The sequence below is a fragment of the Nocardia aurantiaca genome (assembly GCF_009708175.1).
Classification (GTDB): domain Bacteria; phylum Actinomycetota; class Actinomycetes; order Mycobacteriales; family Mycobacteriaceae; genus Nocardia; species Nocardia aurantiaca.
Genome location: NZ_WMBB01000003.1, coordinates 92,951 through 113,874, shown reverse-complemented (window position 1 = coordinate 113,874; position 20,924 = coordinate 92,951). Strand labels below are relative to the sequence as shown.

19 protein-coding genes are annotated in these 20,924 nt (G+C 69.9%); 13 read left to right on the top strand and 6 right to left on the bottom strand.

The features are described 5' to 3' along the window. Positions 1-325 precede the first annotated feature (325 nt). The 4 genes from hutH to hutI are packed head-to-tail and all read left to right on the top strand — an operon-like array spanning position 326 to position 6,161. Positions 326-1,870, top strand: a complete 1,545-nt coding sequence (hutH, locus tag GLP40_RS06725; protein WP_154786991.1) for a histidine ammonia-lyase — start codon at positions 326-328, stop codon at positions 1,868-1,870. After that, complete coding sequence (hutU, locus tag GLP40_RS06720; protein ID WP_154786990.1) at positions 1,867-3,516, top strand: urocanate hydratase; 1,650 nt, start codon at positions 1,867-1,869, stop codon at positions 3,514-3,516. The genes hutH and hutU overlap by 4 nt, the downstream gene beginning before the upstream one ends. A 60-nt stretch (positions 3,517-3,576) precedes the next feature. Then, a complete protein-coding gene (locus GLP40_RS06715) occupies positions 3,577-4,983 on the top strand; it encodes a formimidoylglutamate deiminase (RefSeq protein ID WP_230329312.1) in 1,407 nt (468 codons plus the stop codon). Beyond that, complete coding sequence (hutI, locus tag GLP40_RS06710; protein WP_154786989.1) at positions 4,974-6,161, top strand: imidazolonepropionase; 1,188 nt, start codon at positions 4,974-4,976, stop codon at positions 6,159-6,161. The genes GLP40_RS06715 and hutI overlap by 10 nt, the downstream gene beginning before the upstream one ends. A 3-nt stretch (positions 6,162-6,164) precedes the next feature. Here hutI and GLP40_RS06705 read toward each other — a convergent pair whose 3' ends face one another. Both GLP40_RS06705 and GLP40_RS06700 read right to left on the bottom strand, forming a co-directional pair. Then, on the bottom strand, positions 6,165-6,557 hold the full coding sequence (locus GLP40_RS06705) for a nitroreductase/quinone reductase family protein (protein WP_154786988.1): 393 nt from the start codon (positions 6,555-6,557) through the stop codon (positions 6,165-6,167). 194 nt (positions 6,558-6,751) lie between these two features. Beyond that, the gene (locus tag GLP40_RS06700; RefSeq protein WP_196054554.1) at positions 6,752-7,186 is read right to left on the bottom strand and encodes a T6SS immunity protein Tdi1 domain-containing protein; all 435 of its coding nucleotides are present in this window, start codon (positions 7,184-7,186) and stop codon (positions 6,752-6,754) included. Between the two features lie 366 nt (positions 7,187-7,552). On the opposite strand from GLP40_RS06700, the gene GLP40_RS06695 reads away from it, so the two are divergent. Further along, positions 7,553-8,368, top strand: a complete 816-nt coding sequence (locus GLP40_RS06695) for a GNAT family N-acetyltransferase (RefSeq protein ID WP_196054553.1) — start codon at positions 7,553-7,555, stop codon at positions 8,366-8,368. Between the two features lie 18 nt (positions 8,369-8,386). Further along, positions 8,387-9,292, top strand: coding sequence for an alpha/beta hydrolase family esterase (locus tag GLP40_RS06690; RefSeq protein ID WP_154786985.1), 906 nt, complete (start codon positions 8,387-8,389; stop codon positions 9,290-9,292). Positions 9,293-9,357: 65 nt separating this feature from the next. Here GLP40_RS06690 and GLP40_RS06685 read toward each other — a convergent pair whose 3' ends face one another. Continuing rightward, complete coding sequence (locus GLP40_RS06685) at positions 9,358-10,146, bottom strand: hypothetical protein (RefSeq protein ID WP_154786984.1); 789 nt, start codon at positions 10,144-10,146, stop codon at positions 9,358-9,360. Positions 10,147-10,248: 102 nt separating this feature from the next. After that, complete coding sequence (locus GLP40_RS06680) at positions 10,249-10,809, bottom strand: lipoprotein LpqH (RefSeq protein ID WP_154786983.1); 561 nt, start codon at positions 10,807-10,809, stop codon at positions 10,249-10,251. A gap of 130 nt (positions 10,810-10,939) precedes the next feature. Here GLP40_RS06680 and GLP40_RS33630 point away from each other — a divergent pair, with 130 nt between their 5' ends. The 5 genes from GLP40_RS33630 (at position 10,940) to GLP40_RS06650 (ending at position 18,199) form a co-directional block, all read left to right on the top strand. Further along, positions 10,940-12,664: a hypothetical protein gene (locus tag GLP40_RS33630; RefSeq protein WP_230329311.1), complete on the top strand. Its 1,725-nt coding sequence runs from the start codon at positions 10,940-10,942 to the stop codon at positions 12,662-12,664. Then, positions 12,661-13,704 carry a hypothetical protein gene (locus GLP40_RS06665; protein ID WP_154786982.1) on the top strand — a complete coding sequence of 348 codons (1,044 nt, stop codon included), beginning with the start codon at positions 12,661-12,663 and terminating at the stop codon, positions 13,702-13,704. Before GLP40_RS33630 ends, GLP40_RS06665 begins: the two co-directional genes overlap by 4 nt. Positions 13,705-13,876: 172 nt before the next feature. Then, a complete protein-coding gene (locus GLP40_RS06660; protein ID WP_328289798.1) occupies positions 13,877-15,442 on the top strand; it encodes a tetratricopeptide repeat protein in 1,566 nt (521 codons plus the stop codon). Next, positions 15,439-16,740, top strand: coding sequence for a CHAT domain-containing protein (locus tag GLP40_RS06655; RefSeq protein ID WP_154786980.1), 1,302 nt, complete (start codon positions 15,439-15,441; stop codon positions 16,738-16,740). The genes GLP40_RS06660 and GLP40_RS06655 overlap by 4 nt, the downstream gene beginning before the upstream one ends. A 157-nt stretch (positions 16,741-16,897) precedes the next feature. Continuing rightward, positions 16,898-18,199: a serine hydrolase domain-containing protein gene (locus tag GLP40_RS06650; RefSeq protein ID WP_154787285.1), complete on the top strand. Its 1,302-nt coding sequence runs from the start codon at positions 16,898-16,900 to the stop codon at positions 18,197-18,199. 7 nt (positions 18,200-18,206) lie between these two features. Here GLP40_RS06650 and GLP40_RS06645 read toward each other — a convergent pair whose 3' ends face one another. Both GLP40_RS06645 and GLP40_RS06640 read right to left on the bottom strand, forming a co-directional pair. Then, complete coding sequence (locus tag GLP40_RS06645; RefSeq protein WP_154786979.1) at positions 18,207-18,857, bottom strand: double zinc ribbon domain-containing protein; 651 nt, start codon at positions 18,855-18,857, stop codon at positions 18,207-18,209. A 146-nt stretch (positions 18,858-19,003) separates the two neighbouring features. Beyond that, complete coding sequence (locus tag GLP40_RS06640; RefSeq protein WP_154786978.1) at positions 19,004-19,726, bottom strand: SDR family NAD(P)-dependent oxidoreductase; 723 nt, start codon at positions 19,724-19,726, stop codon at positions 19,004-19,006. A gap of 109 nt (positions 19,727-19,835) precedes the next feature. Here GLP40_RS06640 and GLP40_RS06635 point away from each other — a divergent pair, with 109 nt between their 5' ends. Both GLP40_RS06635 and GLP40_RS06630 read left to right on the top strand, forming a co-directional pair. Continuing rightward, positions 19,836-20,477, top strand: coding sequence for a TetR/AcrR family transcriptional regulator (locus GLP40_RS06635; protein ID WP_154786977.1), 642 nt, complete (start codon positions 19,836-19,838; stop codon positions 20,475-20,477). 94 nt (positions 20,478-20,571) lie between these two features. After that, positions 20,572-20,883, top strand: coding sequence for a hypothetical protein (locus tag GLP40_RS06630; RefSeq protein ID WP_154786976.1), 312 nt, complete (start codon positions 20,572-20,574; stop codon positions 20,881-20,883). Positions 20,884-20,924: the final 41 nt, after the last annotated feature.

Genomic DNA, 20,924 nt, shown 5'->3' with positions numbered 1-20,924 from the left:
ACTTCATCCGAAACGTCGCGCACCATCGCGGCGGCGCTCCGGCGCCCGTTCGACGGCGTCGTCGGCGCCTGCGGGCTGGGCCGCCGCCTCGCATGATCGCCGATGCGCGGGTCGCCCCGGGCGGACGCGCTCGCTGTCACGGGGTGAATACCCCGCCTGCTCCGGCCACGATGGACCATGGTCGGGCAGGGCCCGGTTGCCTGCCCGGGGATGGGCGCGAGTCCGTACTGCTCCGGCAGGTCGAGACTCGCCGACCGGCAAATAACGGGCGAAACCGGGCCGTGGGTGCTCGCTCTCTGCGGCCGAAAGCGCTGGAATGGTGTTCATGACGCGAATCGGAACCGAACGGGTGCCGGTGGGCGCGGGACCGCTGACGCGGGCGGCGGTGGTGGCCGTGGCCCGGCGCGGGGCGCGGGTCGAACTGGACGCCGACGCGCTGGCGGAGCTGGCGCGGGTGCGTCGGCACATCGACGAGCTGGCGCACAGCGACCGGCCGGTCTACGGCGTGTCCACCGGGTTCGGGGCACTGGCGCTGCGGCACATTCCGGCGGATCGGCGAACCGACCTGCAGCGCTCGCTGATTCGCTCACACGCCGCCGGGGCCGGCGCTCCGGTCGAGGCCGAGGTGGTGCGGGCCATGATGCTGCTGCGGCTGCGCACCCTCCTGTCCGGGCACACCGGGGTGCGGCCCGAGACCGCGCGGGTGCTGGCCGGACTGCTGGACAGCGGGCTGATTCCGGTTGTGCCGGAATACGGTTCGCTGGGTTGCTCGGGGGATCTGGCCCCGCTGGCGGCCGTGGCGCTGGCGCTCATGGGCGAGGGCGACGTGCTCGGACCCGACGGTCCGCGCCCGATCGCACCGGCGCTGGCCGAGCACGGACTGACCCCGATCACCCTGGCGGAGAAGGAGGGCCTGGCGCTCACCAATGGCACCGACGGCATGCTGGGCATGCTGGTGCTGGCCATCGAGGATCTGCGGCGGCTGTTCGACCTGGCCGACCTCACCGCGGCCATGAGCGTCGAGGCGCAGCTGGGCACCGACCGGGTGTTCGCGGCGGATCTGCAGGAGCTGCGGCCGCATCCCGGGCAGGCGGTGTCGGCGGCGCGCATGCGGGCGGCGCTGGCCGGGTCGGAGATCGTGGCCAGCCACCGGGGCGACGACTGTCCACGGGTGCAGGACGCGTATTCGCTGCGGTGCGCGCCGCAGGTGCACGGTGCGGCGCGGGACACCCTGGACCATGCCGAGACCGTTGCCGAGCGTGAATTGCGTTCCGCCATAGACAATCCCGTCGTCCTGGCCGACGGCCGGGTGGAATCCAACGGCAACTTCCACGGTGCGCCCATCGGCTATGTGCTGGACTTCCTGGCCATCGCCATCGCCGATGTGGCCGGCATTGCCGAGCGGCGCACCGACCGGATGCTGGACGTGCATCGATCGCATGGGCTGCCCGCGTTCCTGGCGGCGGATCCCGGCGTGGACTCCGGCTACATGATCGCGCAGTACACGCAGGCCGGGGCGGTGTCGGAGCTGAAACGATGCGCGGTGCCGGCCTCGGTGGACTCCATTCCGTCCAGTGCCATGCAGGAGGACCACGTGTCCATGGGCTGGACGGCGGCCCGCAAGCTGCGGCGCGCGGTGGACGGGTTGACGACGGTGCTCGCCATCGAATTGATCACCGCCGCACGGGCCTTGGACTTCCGGGAGCCCCTGCGACCCGCTCCGGTCACGGGTGCGCTGCGGGATCTGGTGCGGACCCGGGTGCCGGGACCGGGGCCCGACCGCCATCTCGCACCGGATATCGCCGCTGTCGTCGACCTGGTGCGGTCGGGGGCGGCGGATCACCTTCTCGACACGGAGGTTTCGTCATGACCCGAACCGTCCGAGCCGCACGCGGCGGCGCGCTCACCGCCCGCAACTGGCAGGCCGAAGCGGCGTGGCGCATGCTGCACAACAATCTGGATCCGGAGGTGGCCGAGCGGCCCGAGGATCTGGTCGTCTACGGCGGGACCGGCAAGGCGGCCCGGGACTGGGCCAGCTTCGATGCCATCGCCCGCACCCTGGTCGACCTGCGCGAGGATGAGACGCTGCTGGTCCAATCCGGTAAGCCGGTCGGCGTGCTGCGCACCCACGAGTGGGCGCCGCGGGTGCTCATCGCCAACTCGAATCTGGTGCCGGACTGGGCGAATTGGCCGGAATTCCGGCGACTGGAAGCGGCCGGACTGACGATGTACGGGCAGATGACCGCCGGGTCCTGGATCTACATCGGCACGCAGGGTATTCTGCAGGGGACCTACGAGACCTTCGCGGCGGTGGCGGCCAAGCGATTCGGCGGCAGCCTCGCCGGAACCCTCACACTCACCGCCGGCCTGGGCGGCATGGGCGGGGCGCAACCGCTGGCGGTCACCATGAACGGCGGTGCGGCGCTGTGTATCGAATGCAATCCACGGCATGCGCGCCGGCGGGTCGAGACCCGGTATCTGGACGAGATCGCCGACGATCTCGATGACGCGCTGGCTCGCGTGCTGGCCGCCAAGGCGGCACGGCGTCCGCTGTCGGTGGGACTCATCGGCAATGCCGCCGAGGTGCTCCCGGAGCTGCTGCGCCGGGAGATCGAGGTGGATATCGTCACCGACCAGACCTCCGCGCACGACCCGCTGAGGTATCTGCCGATCGGTGTGGCCCTGGCGGACTGGGACGACTACGCGGGGCGGAAGCCCGACGAATTCACGCGTCGCGCACGGGATTCCATGGCGATACATGTCGGTGCGATGGTCGGGTTCATGGATCGCGGCGCGGAGGTCTTCGACTACGGCAACTCCATTCGCGGCGAGGCGAAGCTGGCCGGATATGAGCGCGCCTTCGACTTCCCCGGCTTCGTCCCCGCCTATATTCGGCCCCTCTTCTGTGCGGGCAAGGGGCCGTTCCGCTGGGTGGCGCTCTCCGGCGACCCGGCGGATATCGCCGCCACCGACCGCGCCATCCTCGACTTGTTCCCCGAACACGAATCCCTCGCGCGCTGGATCCGTCTGGCCGGAGATCGGGTCGCGTTCCAGGGCCTTCCCGCCCGCATCTGCTGGCTCGGCTACGGCGAACGCCGGGCCGCGGGACTGCGCTTCAACGAGTTGGTCTCCCGCGGAGAGGTTTCCGCTCCCATCGTCATCGGCCGGGACCACCTCGATTGCGGCTCGGTCGCCTCGCCGTACCGCGAGACCGAATCCATGGCCGACGGCTCCGATGCCATCGCCGACTGGCCGCTGCTGAACGCCCTGGTCAATACCGCCTCCGGCGCCAGCTGGGTCTCCATTCACCACGGCGGCGGGGTAGGCATCGGCCGCTCCATCCACGCTGGCCAGGTGACCGTCGCCGACGGCACGCCCCTGGCCGCGCGGAAGATCGACCGCGTCCTCACCAATGACCCCGCCACGGGGGTGCTGCGACATGTGGACGCCGGATACCAGGACGCCGAATCGGTCGCCCGCGCCAACAATATCCGAATTCCACTGTGGGAGCGCTGAATCGATGGGGACCTGGCGGAGTCTGGCCGAGTGAGCGGCCGAGAGAGGTGTGCGGTGAAGATGCTCGGGCCGAGGCCGGTCGAGGCGGTGACACCTCTCGACCCGGTCCACGGCGGCATCGAAGGCCGTGATTCCGGCTTCGGGATCCGCGCTGCTGCGCTCATGCCCGAGGTGCGCAGCTACTGGTTCCCTCAGGCGTGGCTGCCCTCGGGGATCGCGGAGCGGGTTCGCGTCGACGTGGCCGAGGGCGTCATCGTGGCCGTCTCGAGCGATGAGAAGCCCTGTGGGACAGTGCTGTCCGGCATGGTTGTGCCGGGGTTCGCGAATGTGCACTCGCACGCTTTCCATCGGGCGCTGCGCGGGCGGACGCAGACGGATCGCGGGAGCTTGTGGACCTGGCGGGAACGCATGTACGCGGTGGCGGGGAGGTTGGAGCCGGATTCCTACTACCGGCTGGCCCGGGCCGCGTACGCGGAGATGGTGCGGGCCGGCTACACCAGTGTCGCCGAGTTCCACTACCTGCATCATTCGGTGCACGGGCAGCGGTACGCCGATCCCCATGAGTTCTCGCATGCACTGGTCGCGGCGGCCGCCGATGCGGGGATTCGGCTGACCCTGCTCGATGTGTGTTATCTGGCAGGGGGATTCGGTCAGCCCACGTCCGGCGTGCAGCAGCGGTTCGACGACGGTGACGCCGAGGCCTGGGCGCGTCGGCTCGAATCATTCGATCCGGCGGGAGAATTGGTGCGCGTCGGCGCGGCGATCCATTCGGTGCGCGCCGTTCCCGCCGACCAGTTGCCCGCCGTGGTTCGGGGTGCCGGCGACCGGCCACTGCATGTCCATGTGTCCGAACAGCCGCTGGAAAACGAGGAGTGTCGTGCTGTCCACGGCTGCACGCCGGCCGAATTGCTTTCTGCCGTAGGAGCTCTCACTTCGCGTACGGTGGCGGTGCATGCCACCCACCTCACCCCCGGTGACATCACCGAGCTCGCGAGCTGCTGCGTCTGCCTGTGTCCCAGCACCGAAGCCGATCTGGGCGACGGCATCGGCCCCGCCCGCGCGCTGGCCGATGCGGGTGCGCGCCTGGCCCTCGGCAGTGATGATCAGTCCGTCATCGATCCGTGGTTCGAGGTGCGCGCCCTGGAACTGCACGAACGACTCGCCAGCGGTCGGCGGGGTCGATTCGGCACCACCGAATTGCTGTCCGCGGCTACCGCACATGCCGCGTCGGGGTGGACGAACCTGGGCGCCATCGCACCCGGCCGGGATGCCGATCTGGTCTGCGTGGACACCATGTCGCCGCGCACCGCGGGTGTGGACGGAGCTGGAATCCTGTTCGCGGCAACGGCATCCGATGTCACCGACGTGATGATCGCGGGCCGCTGGATGGTCCGCGACCGCGCGCACCGCACTCTCGGCGACGTGGCCGCCGCCCTCGACGCCGAGATCGGAGCGCTATGGCAGTGAACCCGAAAGCCACGGTCATCACCGGAATCGGCGAACTCACCACCAACACAGAGGAATTCGGTGCCCTGAACGATGCCGCACTGGTCATCGAGAATGACCGGGTGAGCTGGATCGGCCCCACCGCCACCGCCCCCGCCGCCGATCACCGCGTCGATGTCGGCGGCCGCGCCGTCCTACCCGGCTGGGTGGACAGTCATACCCACCTGGTCTTCGCCGGTGACCGGACGGCGGAGTTCGGCGCCCGCATGAGCGGAACCCCATACTCCGCAGGCGGAATCCGGACCACCGTCGAGGCCACGCGTGCCGCCACCGACGACACGCTCGCCGCCAACCTTCGCCGCCTGCGCGCCGAAGCCCTCCGCCAGGGCACCACCTACCTGGAAACCAAGACCGGCTACGGCCTCACCGTCGCCGATGAAAAGCGCTGCGCCGTACTGGCTGCCGAGGTCGCCGACGAGGTCACCTTCCTCGGCGCCCATGTGGTCCCACCCGAACTCTCGGCCGCCGACTACCTGGACCTGGTCTGCGGCGTCATGCTCGACGCCGTGGCCCCCCATGTCCGCTGGATCGATGTCTTCTGCGAGACAGGCGCTTTCGACGCCGCTCAATCCGCCCGGGTGCTGGAAGCGGGCCGCGCCGCCGGCCTGGGCCTGCGCGTCCACGGCAATCAACTGGCCCCCGGTCCTGGCGTCCAGCTCGCCGTCCAGCACGGCGCCGCCAGCGTCGACCATTGCACCCACCTCACCGCCGCCGACATCGACGCCCTCGCCGTCTCCACCACCGTCGCGACCCTGCTCCCCGCCTGCGATCTCTGCACCCGCCAACCCCTCGCCCCCGCCCGCCGCCTCCTCGACGCCGGCGCCCGAATAGCCCTGGCCACCAACACCAACCCCGGCAGCTCCTACACCACCTCGATGGCCTTCTGCGTCACCACCGCGGTCCTCCAGATGGGCCTGTCCCTCCCCGAAGCCCTCTACGCCGCCACCGCGGGCGCCGCCCAATCCCTCGCCCACGACCTCACCGCCCCCGGCGCCATCGGCGTCCTCCGCCCCGACTCCGCCGCCGACATCCACATCCTCGACGCCCCCTCCGCCATCCACCTCGCCTACCGCCCCGGCATCCCCCTCACCTGGTCCGTCTGGCGCCACGGCAAACCGGTGACCGGACGGCACGAGTAGCGCTCAGTCCAGGTCGATGCGGACGGTCATCAGGTCGGTGCCGACTGCGCGGACAGCGGCGCTGTTGGCGCGCGGGAGAGAGCGGAGGCGGGCGACGGGGTCGTCGTCAGGGAGGAGGTGAGCGGTGCCGGTGTGCCAGTGGCCGTGGAGGCGGAGGCGGACTCGGTTGTCGGCTTGGATATTGCGGATGTACTGGGAGCGGGTGCCGAACTCGGAGACGAACCAGAAGGAGTCGCCGGTGCGGCGGCCGCCGATGGGGGTGATGCGGGGCTGGCCGCTTTTGCGGCCGGTGGTTTCCAGAAGGGTTTGGATGGGCAGGCGGCCCAGGATCGGGTTGCCCACCCTCCGCTGGAATCCCGTCACCACGGCATGTTTCATATCGCGTCGGCTCGCCATGACCCGACGCTAACACCGATCGGGGCCCGGCGGGCCGACCGAACCGGAGAGGGGTGTCGGCGGTCGGGCCAGGTGGGAGGCCTGGGAAGGGCGGTCTGGGAGGAGTGGGCTCGGATGGCGGTGGCCGCGGCGCCAGGCGACGTGGCGGATCCGGCAGATGGCGGCGTCCTCCGCCTGCGCCGGCTCGTCGGGGATCACTCCAGGCCGTGGGCCTGGGCCACCAGATCGAAGAAGACCCAGACGCCGCCCTTTTGATAGGCGTCGGGGGTTTCCGAGCCGCCGAGGAACGGATACGGCGTGGCGATGTAGACCTCGTCGTCGGCGAGGAGGCCCAGGCGGCGACGGATGTCGGCGACGTGCCCCGGCTGGAGCACGTAGGTGATGACGCTCGGGTCGAACAGGACCCGGGTGACGAAGTCGGTGACCTCGGTGAAGACGCCGTAGGCCTTCACGCCGGGGCTGTAGGGATCGAGGATTCCGTACTCGCCGGTTCGGCTGCTCATGAGGAAGGCGTGTCCCAGATCCGAGTAGCCCACCACCGTGTCGAACGGCGGGTAGTGCTCGGCCCAGGCCGGCATCACCCGGTCCATGCGCTGGTCGCCGATCAATCGGAAGGGAACGCTGGTCACCGCGCCCATCCAACCAGACCGACCGGGACCGGCCCCCGACAGGTTTCTTCTGCCGATCGCTTTCGCATAGGCGGACCCGACGTCGCACCATCGAGTAGGGCGGTGCGACCGAGCCATCGGTGAATGGTCGAAACTCGGTTGGCCGGATCCTCGAAACCGAGGCGGCGGGCGCATCGAATTCGTGCGGCGGGGCTACCGCGTCGTAAACCATCCCGGCGGCCTCAACGCCCTGCGGGCAGCCTGGACGCTGAGACACGCGTATCAGATTTGGGCTCGTGCTGGTCGTTTCCGGGATTCTGCAACCGCCGGACCATTTGCGTTGTGACCTGCGGTTCGCCGGGCTAATTTGGGTGGGTGCGGGTGGAGATGACCAGTGATCCGGTGGAGTTCCGGGAGCGGGTGGCCGGATTTCTGAGACGTGATCCGTTGCGGCACACGGCGTTGTCGACCGCGGTGAACAATGAGATCAGCGGGCTCGCGATCGCCGACGCGCCGTCGTATTTCGCTTCGGTGCACGCGGATGATGTTGTCGGCGTTGCCATGCGAACGGGCCGACGCGGAGTGTGGCTGGGGGATGTGCCCATCGGCGCGGTGCCGACGCTGGTGACGAGATTCGCCGAACTCGTGCCGCGTATCGATGACGTGCACGGTCCCGAGAACGTGGCCCGGCCGTTCGCCGCGAACTGGAGTGTGTTGCGCGGCAATACCTATCGCGCCGAACCCGGATCGCGGCTGTATCGGCTCGGCCAGCTGCGAATGCCCGCCGCCTCCGGCTCGGCCCGTCGCGCCACCGAAGCCGATATCGCGCTGTGCCGGGCCTGGCTCGCGGATATGGCTCGTGAATTGGGCGAGGCCCACCTGGCGATGAGCGAAGCGGCGATTCGTGCCCGCATCGTGGCTGGGCGCTACTGGTTATGGGAGGCTGACGGCCGACCGGTCGGACTGGCCGCGCATCAGGTCCCGGTTGACGGCTGGGCCCGGATCGGGCCGGTCTACACGCCACCGCAGACCCGCGGGCGTGGCCATGCCTCGGCGCTGGTCGCGGAGGTCTCCCGCATGCTGCGGGCGGCCGGGGACGAGGTCTGCCTCTACACCGATATCGCCAATCCGACCTCGAACAAGATCTACCGCGCGATCGGCTTCGAGGCCGTCGCCGACGAGGTTCGCTACGCCTTCGAATGATTCGCCGAAAGGGTAATCGTGGCCACTGAATTGATCGAGGGCGTGCTGCGCATCGATGGTCTGAACCGGACCTTCGGTGTGCGACCGCCGAATCGGGCGAACGCGCCACTGGTGCTGGCACTGCACGGAAATCAGGGCCCGTCGACGACCGAGCGGCTCATGTACGACTGGACCAGCTTCGCGCGGTATGCCGACGAATGGGGGATCGGCGTCGTCTACCCGGACGGGTGGGGCGGCTGTTGGGCCGATGGCCGCGGAGTCACGACGGCCGACGAGGAGGGCGTGGACGATGTCGCCTTTCTCCGCGCCGTGATCGACTGGTGTGCGGAGCGATTCGATACGCGAGGCGACTGCGCGGTGGTGACCGGCATCTCCAACGGCGCGTTCATGTCCCACCGAATGGCGCTGGAGGCCGGCGATCGGGTCGCGGTGTTCGCGGCCGTGGCGGGCGGGCTGCCGGAGGCGCTCACCGGGATCCGGCCCGGATACGCGGTGTCGGCCATGCTCATCAACGGCGACGCCGACCCGGTGGTGCCGATCGCCGGCGGCCACTCGCGGCGCACCGGTCCGAATGGCGAATCGCTCGGTCGCACAAGAGGATTGGCGGAATCGGCGCAGCACTGGCGCGAGCTCGACGGCTGCACCGGTCCGGGCGAGACCGTCACCACCGACCGGTCGAGCCGCACCACGGTGAGCCACGGAATCGGCGGCACCGTGGTATCGGAGTGGACGGTATTCGGCGGTGGCCACACCTGGCCTGGCACGCCCGTTCCGGAACGCTGGGCGGGAAGCCCGGGCTCGGCGGTGTCGCTGGAGTTCGATGCCGCCGAGCAGATCTGGCGATTCGCCGAACCGCTGCTGCTGCCCGCCGCCGCCCGCGCGCACGGGCGGGGTCGGATCGACGGCTCCCACGAGCGTCCCTGACCCGGACATGACGAAGAGCCGCGGCCCGAGACGGCCTGCGGCTCTGTGCTTTTCAGATTCCATCTTCAGTTGGCGGTGTTGACCGGCAGGGACAGCACCACCTCCTGCTCGTTCTCGGGCAGGTAGTGGACGCCCACCACCCGGCCGACCTGGACCATGGAGACCGCCGCCGGGGGCAGGAACTTCTCGGTGGTCGCCTCGAAGGTGCTGCCGTCCGGGCGGGTGACCACCAGCACCAGGTCCAGGCGCGAGTGACCGTCGCGGATCTCGCCGGGCACCGACAGCGACCGCACCACGGCCTGCGCCGCGACGCCGCGCCGGGCGATATCGATCTTGGCGGGGGTGGTGAAGCCCTTGCGGATCATGGCCGCGTTCATGGCCTCCTGCGCCGCCGAGGTATCGCCGGACAGGTCCACCTCGACCTTGTCGAAGCGGTCGGGCAGGTAGCGGACCGGCAGCACCACACCCGGTCGCAGCAGCGCCAACTGGGTCAGCGGCACGATCATCTTCGCGTGCGAGGCGAAGACCTTGCCGTCGGCGCCCTCGACCCGGAAGTCGATGCGCACCTGCGGCTGCTCATTGAGGTACACGCCGGTCTGGCGCACTCCCTCGACGGTGCCCAGCCCCACCAGGCCGTTACGGAATTCGGAGCTGTTGTTGCCGGTGAAGGCCGAGATGATGCCGTCGCCGGTGAACGCGAAGGCGATGGGGACGATGGTGAGGGCGATGATCGGCAGCGCCATCTGCGGGCCGACCCAGCCGAAGACGGAGTCGGAGGTGAGGCCGTGCCACACGTAGTAGCCGATGGCCAGGACACCGAAGGCGAGTGCCGCGTAGCGGATTTGGTTCTTCATGTGCTTTCCGTATCAGGGACGTGGTCGAAAGGCCCGCTCATGCCCGATGGCATGAGCGGGGGAGAACAAGGCCCCGGCGTCGGGGCCGGTGGACAGGCCGGATCAGCCGCCGACGATCGTGCTGCAGGCGAAGACGATCTCGAACTTCTCGGTCTTCGGGCCGGCCATCGGGTTGGACAGGTCGGGGGCGCCGACGCCCTCGCCGGTGACGGTGAAGGTGTTGCCGTTCTTGGTCACCTTGGCCGAGCCGCCCGGCATGCCGTTGCCGAAGCCCAGCGCGTACGGCTGGCCATTGCTGCCGCCCTTGGTTCCGGTGATGCCGACCGCCTGCACCGTGCTGTCGCCGGTGATGGTGGCGCTCGCGCCGAGCGTGCCGTACGTGGAGTTGCCGCTGTCGGTGAGCGCCAGCGCCAGGTTGCCGCCCTGCTTGGCGCAGGTGGTCTCGAACTTGGCGGTGATCGCCTTGCCGTCGACCGAGGCGGAGGAAGCGCCGCCGGCGGGGGCGGAGCCGCCCGGGGCGGCAGTGGTGGTGGCCGCGGGGGCGGCGGTGGTCGAGTTGGACTTGGAGCTGTCGGAGTTGCTGCTGCAACCGGTGACCAGCAGGGCCGCCGCGGCGGTGGCGGCGAGGACGGCGGTGGTCAGACGGATCGGCTTGCTGTTCATGGTCATTCCTTCTTCTCGAGATGCTGGCTCCGGGGTGGAACCGATGACAGAACCGTAGAAATCGACACCCGGCCTACCGATCCCAACTTCCGGGGCGCGAATATCGGTGAGGCTGGGATAACCTGGGCGAATGCGACGACCGCGGGCCATGGTGCTGGATGAGGTGTGGCGCCGCCTCGACGGTGTCGAACCCTTGAGCGGACCGCACGGCGGACCCCTGCGGCGCACCGTCAAGCTGATCCTGGATCCGTTGGTGATCCGGCCGGTGCAGAATCCGCAGTGCGCGGGCTCGATGCTCTCGGCCGACGGCGCGGTGCTGCTCGCCACCCGGATTCACGCCGCCGCGGATGTGCTGCGCGCCACCGCCGCCTGGTTCACGCTGCTCAAACAGACCCGGCGCGGGCTGCGCATCACCGAGGGCAATGCCCAGGACCTCTACTTCCAGCGCTGTTTCGAACTGGCGACCGTGTCGGGCATGCCGGATCCGGCCGGGGACCGGGCCGCGGCCGAGAGCGCGCTGCGCGAGATCCACGGGCTCAGCGCGGGCCGTACCACCCAGGCGCTGAAGGAATATCTGTCCGAGCCTGCGCGGGTGGGCGAGCTGACCGAACTCATCCAGACCGCGTGGCGGCGTCGCCCGCTGACCGAGGTGCCCGATCACACCGATCTGCTGGCCGGACTCCTGGAAGCCTGCGCCGCAACCAGATTCGAAGACTCCGGTGCGGTGGACCTCGACGCGGTCATCGACGCCTCCGTGGGAACGCACACCGGAATACGTCTGTGGCTGAATGAAATCGGCTGTACCGCACAGGAATTCGGCCTGACGCTGTATCCGTTGCCGTTGCCGCCGCAGGTCGGGTTCTCGGCCTCGACGGCCACTTTGGGCCTGCCCCTCGACCGCACCATCCACGAGCGCGTCTTCACGGTTCTGCAAGCCTCCAGCGAACGCGCCGACCTGCCGCCGATCCCCGAACTGGTCGACGCCGAAATCGCTCGCGCCTGCGCGCCCTGGGCCCTGCTCGACGAATCCCTTCGGGTGGCGGCCGCCGCGGGCGCGGCCTTGGCCGTCAACCTCTGCCCCCTCGGCGATCCGCGCCTGCGCGGCCATAGCCCGAACGGCGACGCCGCGCCCACTCCCAGAGCACCCCTCACCCTCGCGAGCAGTGCCGCCGGTCTGATGGGTGCGGCGGTGAGCCTGACCGGTACCGCAGCCGGGCCGCTCGACATTCCCTCCGGATTGCCGGGTGCCGCAGCCGCCGGAGTGGCGGGATTGACCACCGCGGCAGCCGGAACGGTCGTTCCACTGGCGGGTTCCGACGGCTCCCTGGACACAGCGGCCGGGTCGATGGCCGGGTCGGCCGGTGCGCCCGGCGGATTGGGCGCGGCGGCGGCTTCGACCGTGCGGACCGCCGAACTCGCCGGTGCGACCGCCGATCTGCCGGATTCGGCGGGGAGAGGGCCGGTTCCGGTGGCCGAAACGCGCCGCGCCCGGGAGGGTGCGGTCGGCCCCGACGGTGGAGGTGCGGCGGCGCGGGTCATCAATGGTCGGTGGCAGCGTGAGGCCTATGTGTTGCAGGCACGGCGGATGGCGGTGCGGGCGGACGCGGTCGACGGGCCGCTGGGAGCGATAGCCGCCGATCTGCGCGTGCCGTGGCGTTCGTATCTGCGCAGACTGTGGGCGCGGCTGCACGGGCGGGATGTGCGCGACTTTCCCGTGTACGCGGCGGACGAGCTCTGGGATCTGCTCGACGGTGTGGCGCGGTCGGTGATCCTGGACCACCGGATGCGGGTGAAGCGGGCCCTCGCCGTCATCGCGGCGGCCGACCCCGGCGAACGGGAATCGAGGGCCGGATGACCGACTCGACCGTCAGGATCCGGCACTACCCCGATGGGTTGCGCGGCATCGTCCCGGTCGGCGCCCCGGCCGCGCTGGACGCCGCGCCCGGCCCGGACACCCTGGTGCTCGAGGTGATCGGTGGCTATCTCATCTGGAATGTGCTTGCCGGACAGCGACTTCCCGCCGCGCTCATCGACGATGTCGATGCTGCCCAGGAATGGGTGTGGGCCATCTACGGCCTGCCCGTGGCCGCGGCCCTCGATTCCGGGGATCGTGAGGCGGAAGCGCCCGCGGCTCCGGCGCTTCCGGCCCTGGCCGTGAGCGCCCGCCGACTCGCCTACGCGCACTGGGCGTCCCGGTGGTGGCCCGCCTCGACCTTGGACGGCATCGCCACACTCGACCCGGCACTGCTCGATCGCGATATCGCGCTCCTGACCGAGGAATGCGAGTCTCTCGTCGACGGCGCGGACGTGCTCGCGCCACCGGCGCCGGCCGTCATCGAAACCTCATTGCGCGCCTCGGATTACGCCCTCGCGGCCGGTGACGGCGCGCGACCGGCAGGCGCCCTGGTGCTGGCCCGCGGAACCGGCGGCTGGGACTGGCGCGCCTGCCCGCCCGGCCTGGTCGACGCCTCCGAATCCGCGGTGTCCTGGCAACTCGTCCGCGATGCGGGGGCCACCGCGGTGGCCATTTCCGTCGCCGCGCATCCGGACCTGCCCGCCGCCGTTCCCGCTCACCTGCGGCCATGGGCCCGCATCGACACCGGCCACAGCGAACTCGACACCGAACTCCGCGCCGCCGACGATACCTGGATCGGCGAATCGGTCCTGCCCGCACCGGCTTCCACCGTTCGAATCGCCATCCACGTCCCCGGTTTCGGCCCGGACACCGGTCCTCGTTCGACCTCGGCGCCGGCCGACGCCGCCCTGCGTCAGCTGGTCCGTGACTTCGCGTCCACCCGGCTCCGCGAGGCGGCAGCGCCGACGGTCGGCCACACCGACCTGTTCGCTCCTTTGCTCGCCGAAATCGCGGCCGCCGCAGCGGATTCGGACTTCTGACATGCCGGAGCCCGACCCCGACGGGGTAACCCCCGAAGCACCGGAATCGGCCTCGTCCGCCCCGGTGGGCGACCGACCGGCACCCGTCGGGCTGCGGGCGGGAGCAGCGCGCGAACCCGGCCACTCCGGTTTCGCGGCGAGGGCGCAGACACGCGGTCCGGCCGCTGGTTTCGTGGCGAACGGAGTCGGCGACGAACAACGGGACGAGCCGCCGGGGCACACCGCGGGCGCCATCGACGGCGATCGCGCGGCGGAGCATCCCTTGCTGCGCGCCGGGGCGGACGCCGTGGGGCGGGGGGAGTTGTGGGAGGCGCTGCGCATATTCGAGCGGGCCGCCGAGGCGGAGCAGGGGGATCTGCGGCTGTGCGCGCTGGTCGACGCGGCGGTGGTGACCGATCGGCTGGGGGATCACGCGGGGGCGGTGGACCGGTTCCGGGAAGCGTTGGCGCAGATGCCTTCGGAGGCGCCCCGGATGTATCCGGGCGCGCTGATCGGGTTGTCGCAGGCCCTGCAGAATCTCGGGGATCTGGACGGAGCGCAGCAGGCATTGGAGCAGGCCCGCGTCGCCCTGGGCAAGGAGGATGCGCCGGGGGATCTGCGGCTGGCCTGTCTGGTGTCGTCGACGGCGGTGGCGCTGCACCGGCAGCAGTGGTGGCGGGCGCTCGATCTCGCCGGTGAGGCATTGAACGCGGCACGGCGTTTCGGGCCGGAACATGCCGGGCATCCGCTGATGAACCTGGCCGCCGCGCACTTCGAGACCGGGCGGTGGGAGCTGGCGCTGGATTTCGCCGGGCAGGCGCTGGCGGCCTTCGAAGCGGTCGACGACAGCACCGGCGTCGCGGAGACCCGGCAGAACCTGGCGCTGATGTACACGCGCACCGGGTCCTTCGACGATGCGGAGCCGCTGCTGGCCGCCGCCCAGGAGCATTTCGAGGCAACCGGTGCAGCCCATCGCGCCGGAATCGGGTTGAAGGTCATGGGTTTCATCGCCGAGCATCGAGGACAGCCCGAGGTGGCGAATGCCCGCTACCGTGAAGCGCTGCGCCGCTTCGAGGAATCCCGCGCGGTCATCGACGCGGCCGATGTCCGGCTTCGACTGGCCGCCACGGCCTTCGCGGCCGGACGGTTCGACGACGGGGAATCCGAACTCGCCACGGCGCGGGCCATCTACGCCGTCCGCGGCCTCGGCCTGCACTGCGCACAGCTCGACTACTGGCATGCGGGCCTGCTGGAGCCGCTCGTCTCCCAGGTGCCGGGATTGCTCGCGCGGGCGGTGGATCTCGCGGTTCCGGCGGCGCTGGCCCTCGATGCGGTCCGCTACGAACTGCCCGACGGTACGCAACGCGACACCTGGAGCCGCCACATCGTGAATCCCGCGCTCCGGCTCGCCTTCCGCTACGCCTACCTGGCCGGTGACGCCCGGCTGGTGGCCGACCTCATCGAGAATCAATGCGCGGGAGCAATAGTGGATATCGACCGGCTCTCCGCGGAGCCGCCCGCGCCGCTCGACCTGTTCGAACCCTTCGATCCGCCGTCCGACTCGGCGGCCGCGGTCCAGGACGCGCTGCAACTCGGCACGGCCCTGGCGGCGGTGGCGGCGAGCGCCGGTCTGCCCGTCACCCCGCCGCCGCGGGTGGCCGTGCCTCCGGATGGACATATCGCCCTGTCCGCCTGGCTCGATGCCGCCGAGCAGCGCTACGGCCGCCGGGTCAGGACCGACCGGGTGATCTCCGCATGACACCGACCGCGTATATCCGGATGGCCGATGCGGGCGATCTGTATCTGACCTGGCGGTGGGCCGACGAAAGTGCGCCCGGCGGTGTCGGCGTGGTGCCGGAAGAACAGGTCGAGGCGGCCATGCGCCGCTTCGCCGCGGCCCTGCCCGCGCCCGGCGTGCCAGGCGGCCTCGACGCAGCGCTCGCCACAGGCGAATTGGCCAGCTATGAAGCGGAAAATGAACTGGCCCAGTATCTTTCTTCGACCTTTCTGCCCTACAACCTCGCCGTGCGGCTGCACGAGCTCTACGTCGAGGGCGTCCGGCCCCATCTCCGCATCCAACCGTCACCGCGCACAGCGCAATTGCCGTGGGAACTCATCGCCCCCGATCCGAATGTGCGTCTGGTGGAGATCGCCGATGTGAGCGTGCTCGCACCGCCGGGCATCGTGCACGCGCCGGCCCGGGTGGCGCGGTCGTGGGCGGAAACCCGGACTCTGCCGGTGGTCGCTATCCTCGATCCGCGTGTCCCCGGTTTCCGCGCCGACTCCTCGCTGGGATCCGTGCTCGGCCGCATGGATTCCGGCGCGCCGCTCGCGGCCCTGGTCGCCGCGCATGCCGCCGCCGACCGGCTGATCCCGGCCGTCGGCGCTCCGCTGGAGGCGTTCCGCCGCACCGATCTCGACCGATCCTGGCTGAGCCGGGCATTGCACGCGGGCGCTGCCCGCCTGCTCTACGTCGGCCATGTCACCGCCGCCGCTCCCGAATCCGGCCGCAGCGAATCCGCCACCCTCCATCTGTCCTGCACCGCCGCCAGTCCGGGCTGCGCCCCCGCCTACCGCGACCATCGTCCGCTCTCGGCCCGCGACCTGCTGCTCGGCGCCCACGCCCTCGCCGAGGGCGCGACCCACGACTACGTGGGAAACGGTCAGGGGGACAGCCGGACTCCCCACACCGGGCCCGAGATCTGGCCGATTCCGAGCCGGGTCGCCCTCATCGCCTGCGAGAGCGGCGGCGATCTGCGCTTCGCCGAGCCGCTCGGCCTGGTCGCGGCCATGCTCACCGGCGGCGCGGAACTGGTGACGGCGGGCCGCTGGCCGCTGCCCACCGATCTCGCCTTCCACCGCTTCGCGGGCACACCGGTCACCACGCATCCCTTCCAGGAAGCGGTGTGCGCCATCGACACCGCCCACGAATCCTCCGACCCCGCGGCCGCTCTCAACGCCTGGCAGCGCGAACACCTGGCCGCTTGGCGCGGTACGGGCGAAATCCATCACTCACCATTGGTCTGGGCCGCCTTCGCCACCATCGACACCCGGTGAGAAACCATGCGGCGTCGAGCCCCCGGAGGGCTTGCCCCGAGAACTATCGCCCCTGGAAGTGGCGGGTCACGAAAGGATAACGGGCCCAATGGCCCTCCGATGAGCTCCATGACAGATCAGGGAGCGGAGGGCGGCAGTGGCGCGGATCGTGACGAGCATGGTGGTGGCGGCTTCGGCGATCGCCCTGGCGTTGATCGCCGGGCCGGTCGGCCGGGCCGCGCCGGACGGCCTGCGGCATTGCGAGGTCAGTGCGGGCCGGCAACCCGAAACCGCGACACCCGAAGAGGTGGGCCTCGATTCGGCCGCGCTGCGGCGGGCGGTGGACTTCGCCTCCGATCCGACCCGATTCACCGTGCAGGTGTTCCGCAACAACTGCCTCATCGGCGGCGGGCCCAACAATCAGCGCGCGGGCGGCGTCGCCTGGAATCTGTGGAGCGGTACCAAGAGCGTGGTGTCCCTGGTGGCCGGGATCGCCGTGGACGAACACAAACTGCGCGTGGACGATCCGATCGACGTCTACCTGCCCGCCGGGCTCGGCGACGCCGAGCACCGCGCGATCACGGTGCGCAGCCTGCTCACCGAGACCTCCGGCATGGAGATCGCCATCGCCTCGGAGGGCATCACCGGGCTGGCCCGGCTCGACCCGAACGTGGTGGCGCAGGCTCTGGCCATGCCCATCCAGCATCCGCAGGGCGAGACCTGGCAATACAGTCAGCGGGCCGTCGACCTGCTGGTCTATGTCATCCAGCGGGCCGTCGGCGAGGACTTCCAGGCCTACGCGCAGCGCAATCTCTTCGACCCGTTGGGCATCCACATCTCCGATTACCTGTGGGCGCGCGACCGCAGCGGCAACACCTACGGCCACGCCCACCTGGTGCTCCCGCCCGACGATTACGCCAAACTCGGCCTGCTGCTGGTGAATCGCGGCAATTGGCTCGGCCGCCAGGTCGTTTCCACGGATTACCTGACCGAGGCGACCACCCCCGATTCACCGAACCCCTGCTACGGCTTCCTGATCACCGTCAACGGCCCGGGCTGCGAGGACATGTTCCCGGGCCTACCGAAGGACGCCATCCAAATGTCGGGCATGCTGCGCCAGGACAACTACATCGTCCCCAGCCTGGGCCTGCTGGTCAGCTGGACCGGCGTCACGGTTCCCGGTGGCGCGGTGAGTTTTCCGCACGATGTGCTGCGCGGTCTCACCGCCGCCTTCCGCGCCCCGAGCCTGTCCGACCCGGGGCCCTATGTGCCGCACCCGGACACCAGCCTGCTCGACCCGATGATGATCAACCCGGACGCCACCCTGGCGGCGCTGGGCCTCGGCTCGATGTCCTATCCCGGCTGCGGCGTCCTGGCCTGCCTGGGCAGACCGCTGTATCCGCCGTTCGGCGACTGGCCGCCCGGCTGCTTCATCCTCGGCTGTGTGGGAAACGACCCGGCCACTCCCGGCATCCGCTGACCGAAGGCTATTGCGGCCGACCGCAGTTGGAGCAGAAGCCCACACCGACCTGCACCTGATGGCCGCAACCGCCGCAGTTCGACTGCAGGGACAGGGCGCCGCCGCAGGTTTGGCAGAACCTGCCGCCGGTGGTGTGCGCGCCGCAGGTCGGGCAGGACACCCGGGCCGGGGTCGCCACATCGTGCTGGGAGACCCAGTCCTGCTGGTAGGCGGCCTCGACGATCTGGGAGCCGCGGGCCTCGGCCTGTGCCCGGGCGATCTGGTGCGCCACCTGCGGCGAGCAGTTCGTGCACATTCCGACCTGCTCGTTCCAGCAGACCCGGTGGCACATCCACCCACCGCAGCCGCCGCACTGCCGGAAGTCGTTGCGCACCTGCTCGACCGCGCGCGCGAACGCTTTGTCCTTGGTGCTGGAGGAGGACCCGCCCCAGTGGTTCGAGTAGCTCTCCGCCGCATCGGAGATCTTGTCGATGGCGTGCATCCGATCGCCGAAGAGATTGCGCAACACACGCAGCAGACCTCGGCCGCGGGAGAAATAGTTCTGGTCGAACGACGACTTGTAGGAGGTGTTGCAGCGATCACAACGAAACTCCCACTGGAACCCATCGTCATTGGATTCGTCGCTGTAGGAGCTGGTGAAGACGACCGGACCGGTCATGGTCGAGTAATTCCTTTACGGCTGAGTGGATCTCTGTGAACCGACGAGCCCGGAACCCCCCGGACCGTGTTTCGTCAGGTTCATATCGTATGAATCGCTGCACCCGCAACACATCCCACGAATCGCCTACGGCCCGGGTCGCCGGATCATTCGTCGAAGCCGACCTCCACCTCCGTGCGGTCCCCGCGGACGTACATCTCCCAATAGCGGTCGCCCAGTTCGTCATTGGTCATGCGTGGGATGCTGACGCCCGCCGGGACCAGTTCGGGGTGCTCGTCGACGATGCGCTCGGCCTGGCTGTTGCCGATCAGCACTCCGATATTCAGCACTCCGACGTACACTCCGGTGCCGCGCAGTTCCTCGGCGAGTTGCAACAGGTAGCCGCGCTGGGCGGCCAGGGCGACGCCGAAATTGGAGAGATACGGCAACACCACATTCGGTGACGAACCCGAGGAGAACAGCAGCGCGCCGGTACCGCGCTCGATCATCCCGGGGGCCAGAGCTCGGGTTACGAGCATGGGGGAGTGCAGTTTCAGAGCCATGGGCAGGCTCAGGTCCGGGACGTCCAGGGCAAGGGTTGAGGGCATGCGGTCGGCCATCTCACCGGCCGCGCCGTGCAGTGCGACGTCGATCTCGCCGAAGGTCCTGCTGATGGTCGCGACGGTTTCGGCAACCTGGGTCGCGTCGGTGACGTCGGCCGGGAAGGCCGCCGCCGCGATGCCCTCGGCCTTCAGGTCGCTCACGTGCCGCTCCGCCTTGTCGGGCTTGCGGCCGATAACGGCCACCCGGAAGCCCTCCCGGCCGAAGCGCCGCGCGACACCCATGCCCAGTCCGGGGCCGAATCCGAAGATCGCGATGGTCTTGCTCATGCTCGTTCCTCGCTAAGTTGAGCGATGGTTCAAGTTACGTGGTAGACGCTAGCATGAACTTGAACCTATGCTCAACTTAAATCTGATGCCTGATTTGTAGGATCGGCGAATGCCCCCGCAAAGACCCCTCCGCCTCGACGCCCGCCGCAATCGCGACGCGCTGGTGACCGCGGCGCGCGAGGTCTTCGCCGAACGCGGGCTCGACGCGCCACTCAAGGAGATCGCCGCCCGCGCGGGCGTGGCCATCGGCACGCTCTACAACCGGTTTCCGACCCGCGACGATCTGATCGCCGCCGCCGTCGAGGACCGCATCGAGGCGGGCGGGCGCATCGCCGAGGAGGCGCTGGCCATCGCCGACCCGTGGGAGTCCTTCGTTCATCTGGTCGAAAAGATCTGCGAGCTCCAGGCTTACGACCGCCTGCTCAACGAGCTCGCCCTGCGTGCCGCGCCGAGTCCGGAGATCGCCGCGCAACGCGATCGCGGACACGCCATCATGCGCGAAATCATCACGCGCGCACAGGATGCCGGGGTGCTGCGGGCGGATTGGGCGCTCGAGGACATCGCCTTCATCACCTGGTCACACACCCGGGTGGTGGAGCAGACCGCGGGCATCGCGCCGGAGGCGTGGCGGCGCAACCTGGCGCTCATGCTGGATGGGCTGCGCGCGGAATCCGCTCACCCGCTGCCCGTTCCGCCGATCACCGAGGAACAGTTGAACCTCTCGCTATCGGCCGATCCGGACCTCGACTGATCGGTGTTCATCGCCGCCCCACTCAAACGGTGGAATTGGCTCCGGTTACCGTCGAGAGTGATCGTTCATGCTCGTATGTGTTGGAGGTAGTGAAATGGCAGGGATTCCCGCGGTACCGACCTCGCTACTCGCGGCCGGTGGGCTTACCGGTGGCTTCGCACTGGCTCAGGCCACCAAGAAGCGTCAGCTCGGTGGCGCGGTGTTCGCGGCGGGCACGGCGGCCGCCTTCCCGCGCTGGCGCAAGACCGTCGGCACCGCCGGCGCCGCCGCGCTGACCGGGCTCGCCATCGGCGCGATGGGCGCTTCGCACCCGCTGGCCAAGAAGATCGGCGCGTGGCCATCGGTCGCGGTCGTCTCCGGGGTGGTGGCGGCGGCCGCGTGGGCCGCGGTGGACCGCCGCGCCTGATTCACCCGGGGGTCCTCCGGTGTGCGTCAGACCGTAAGGTT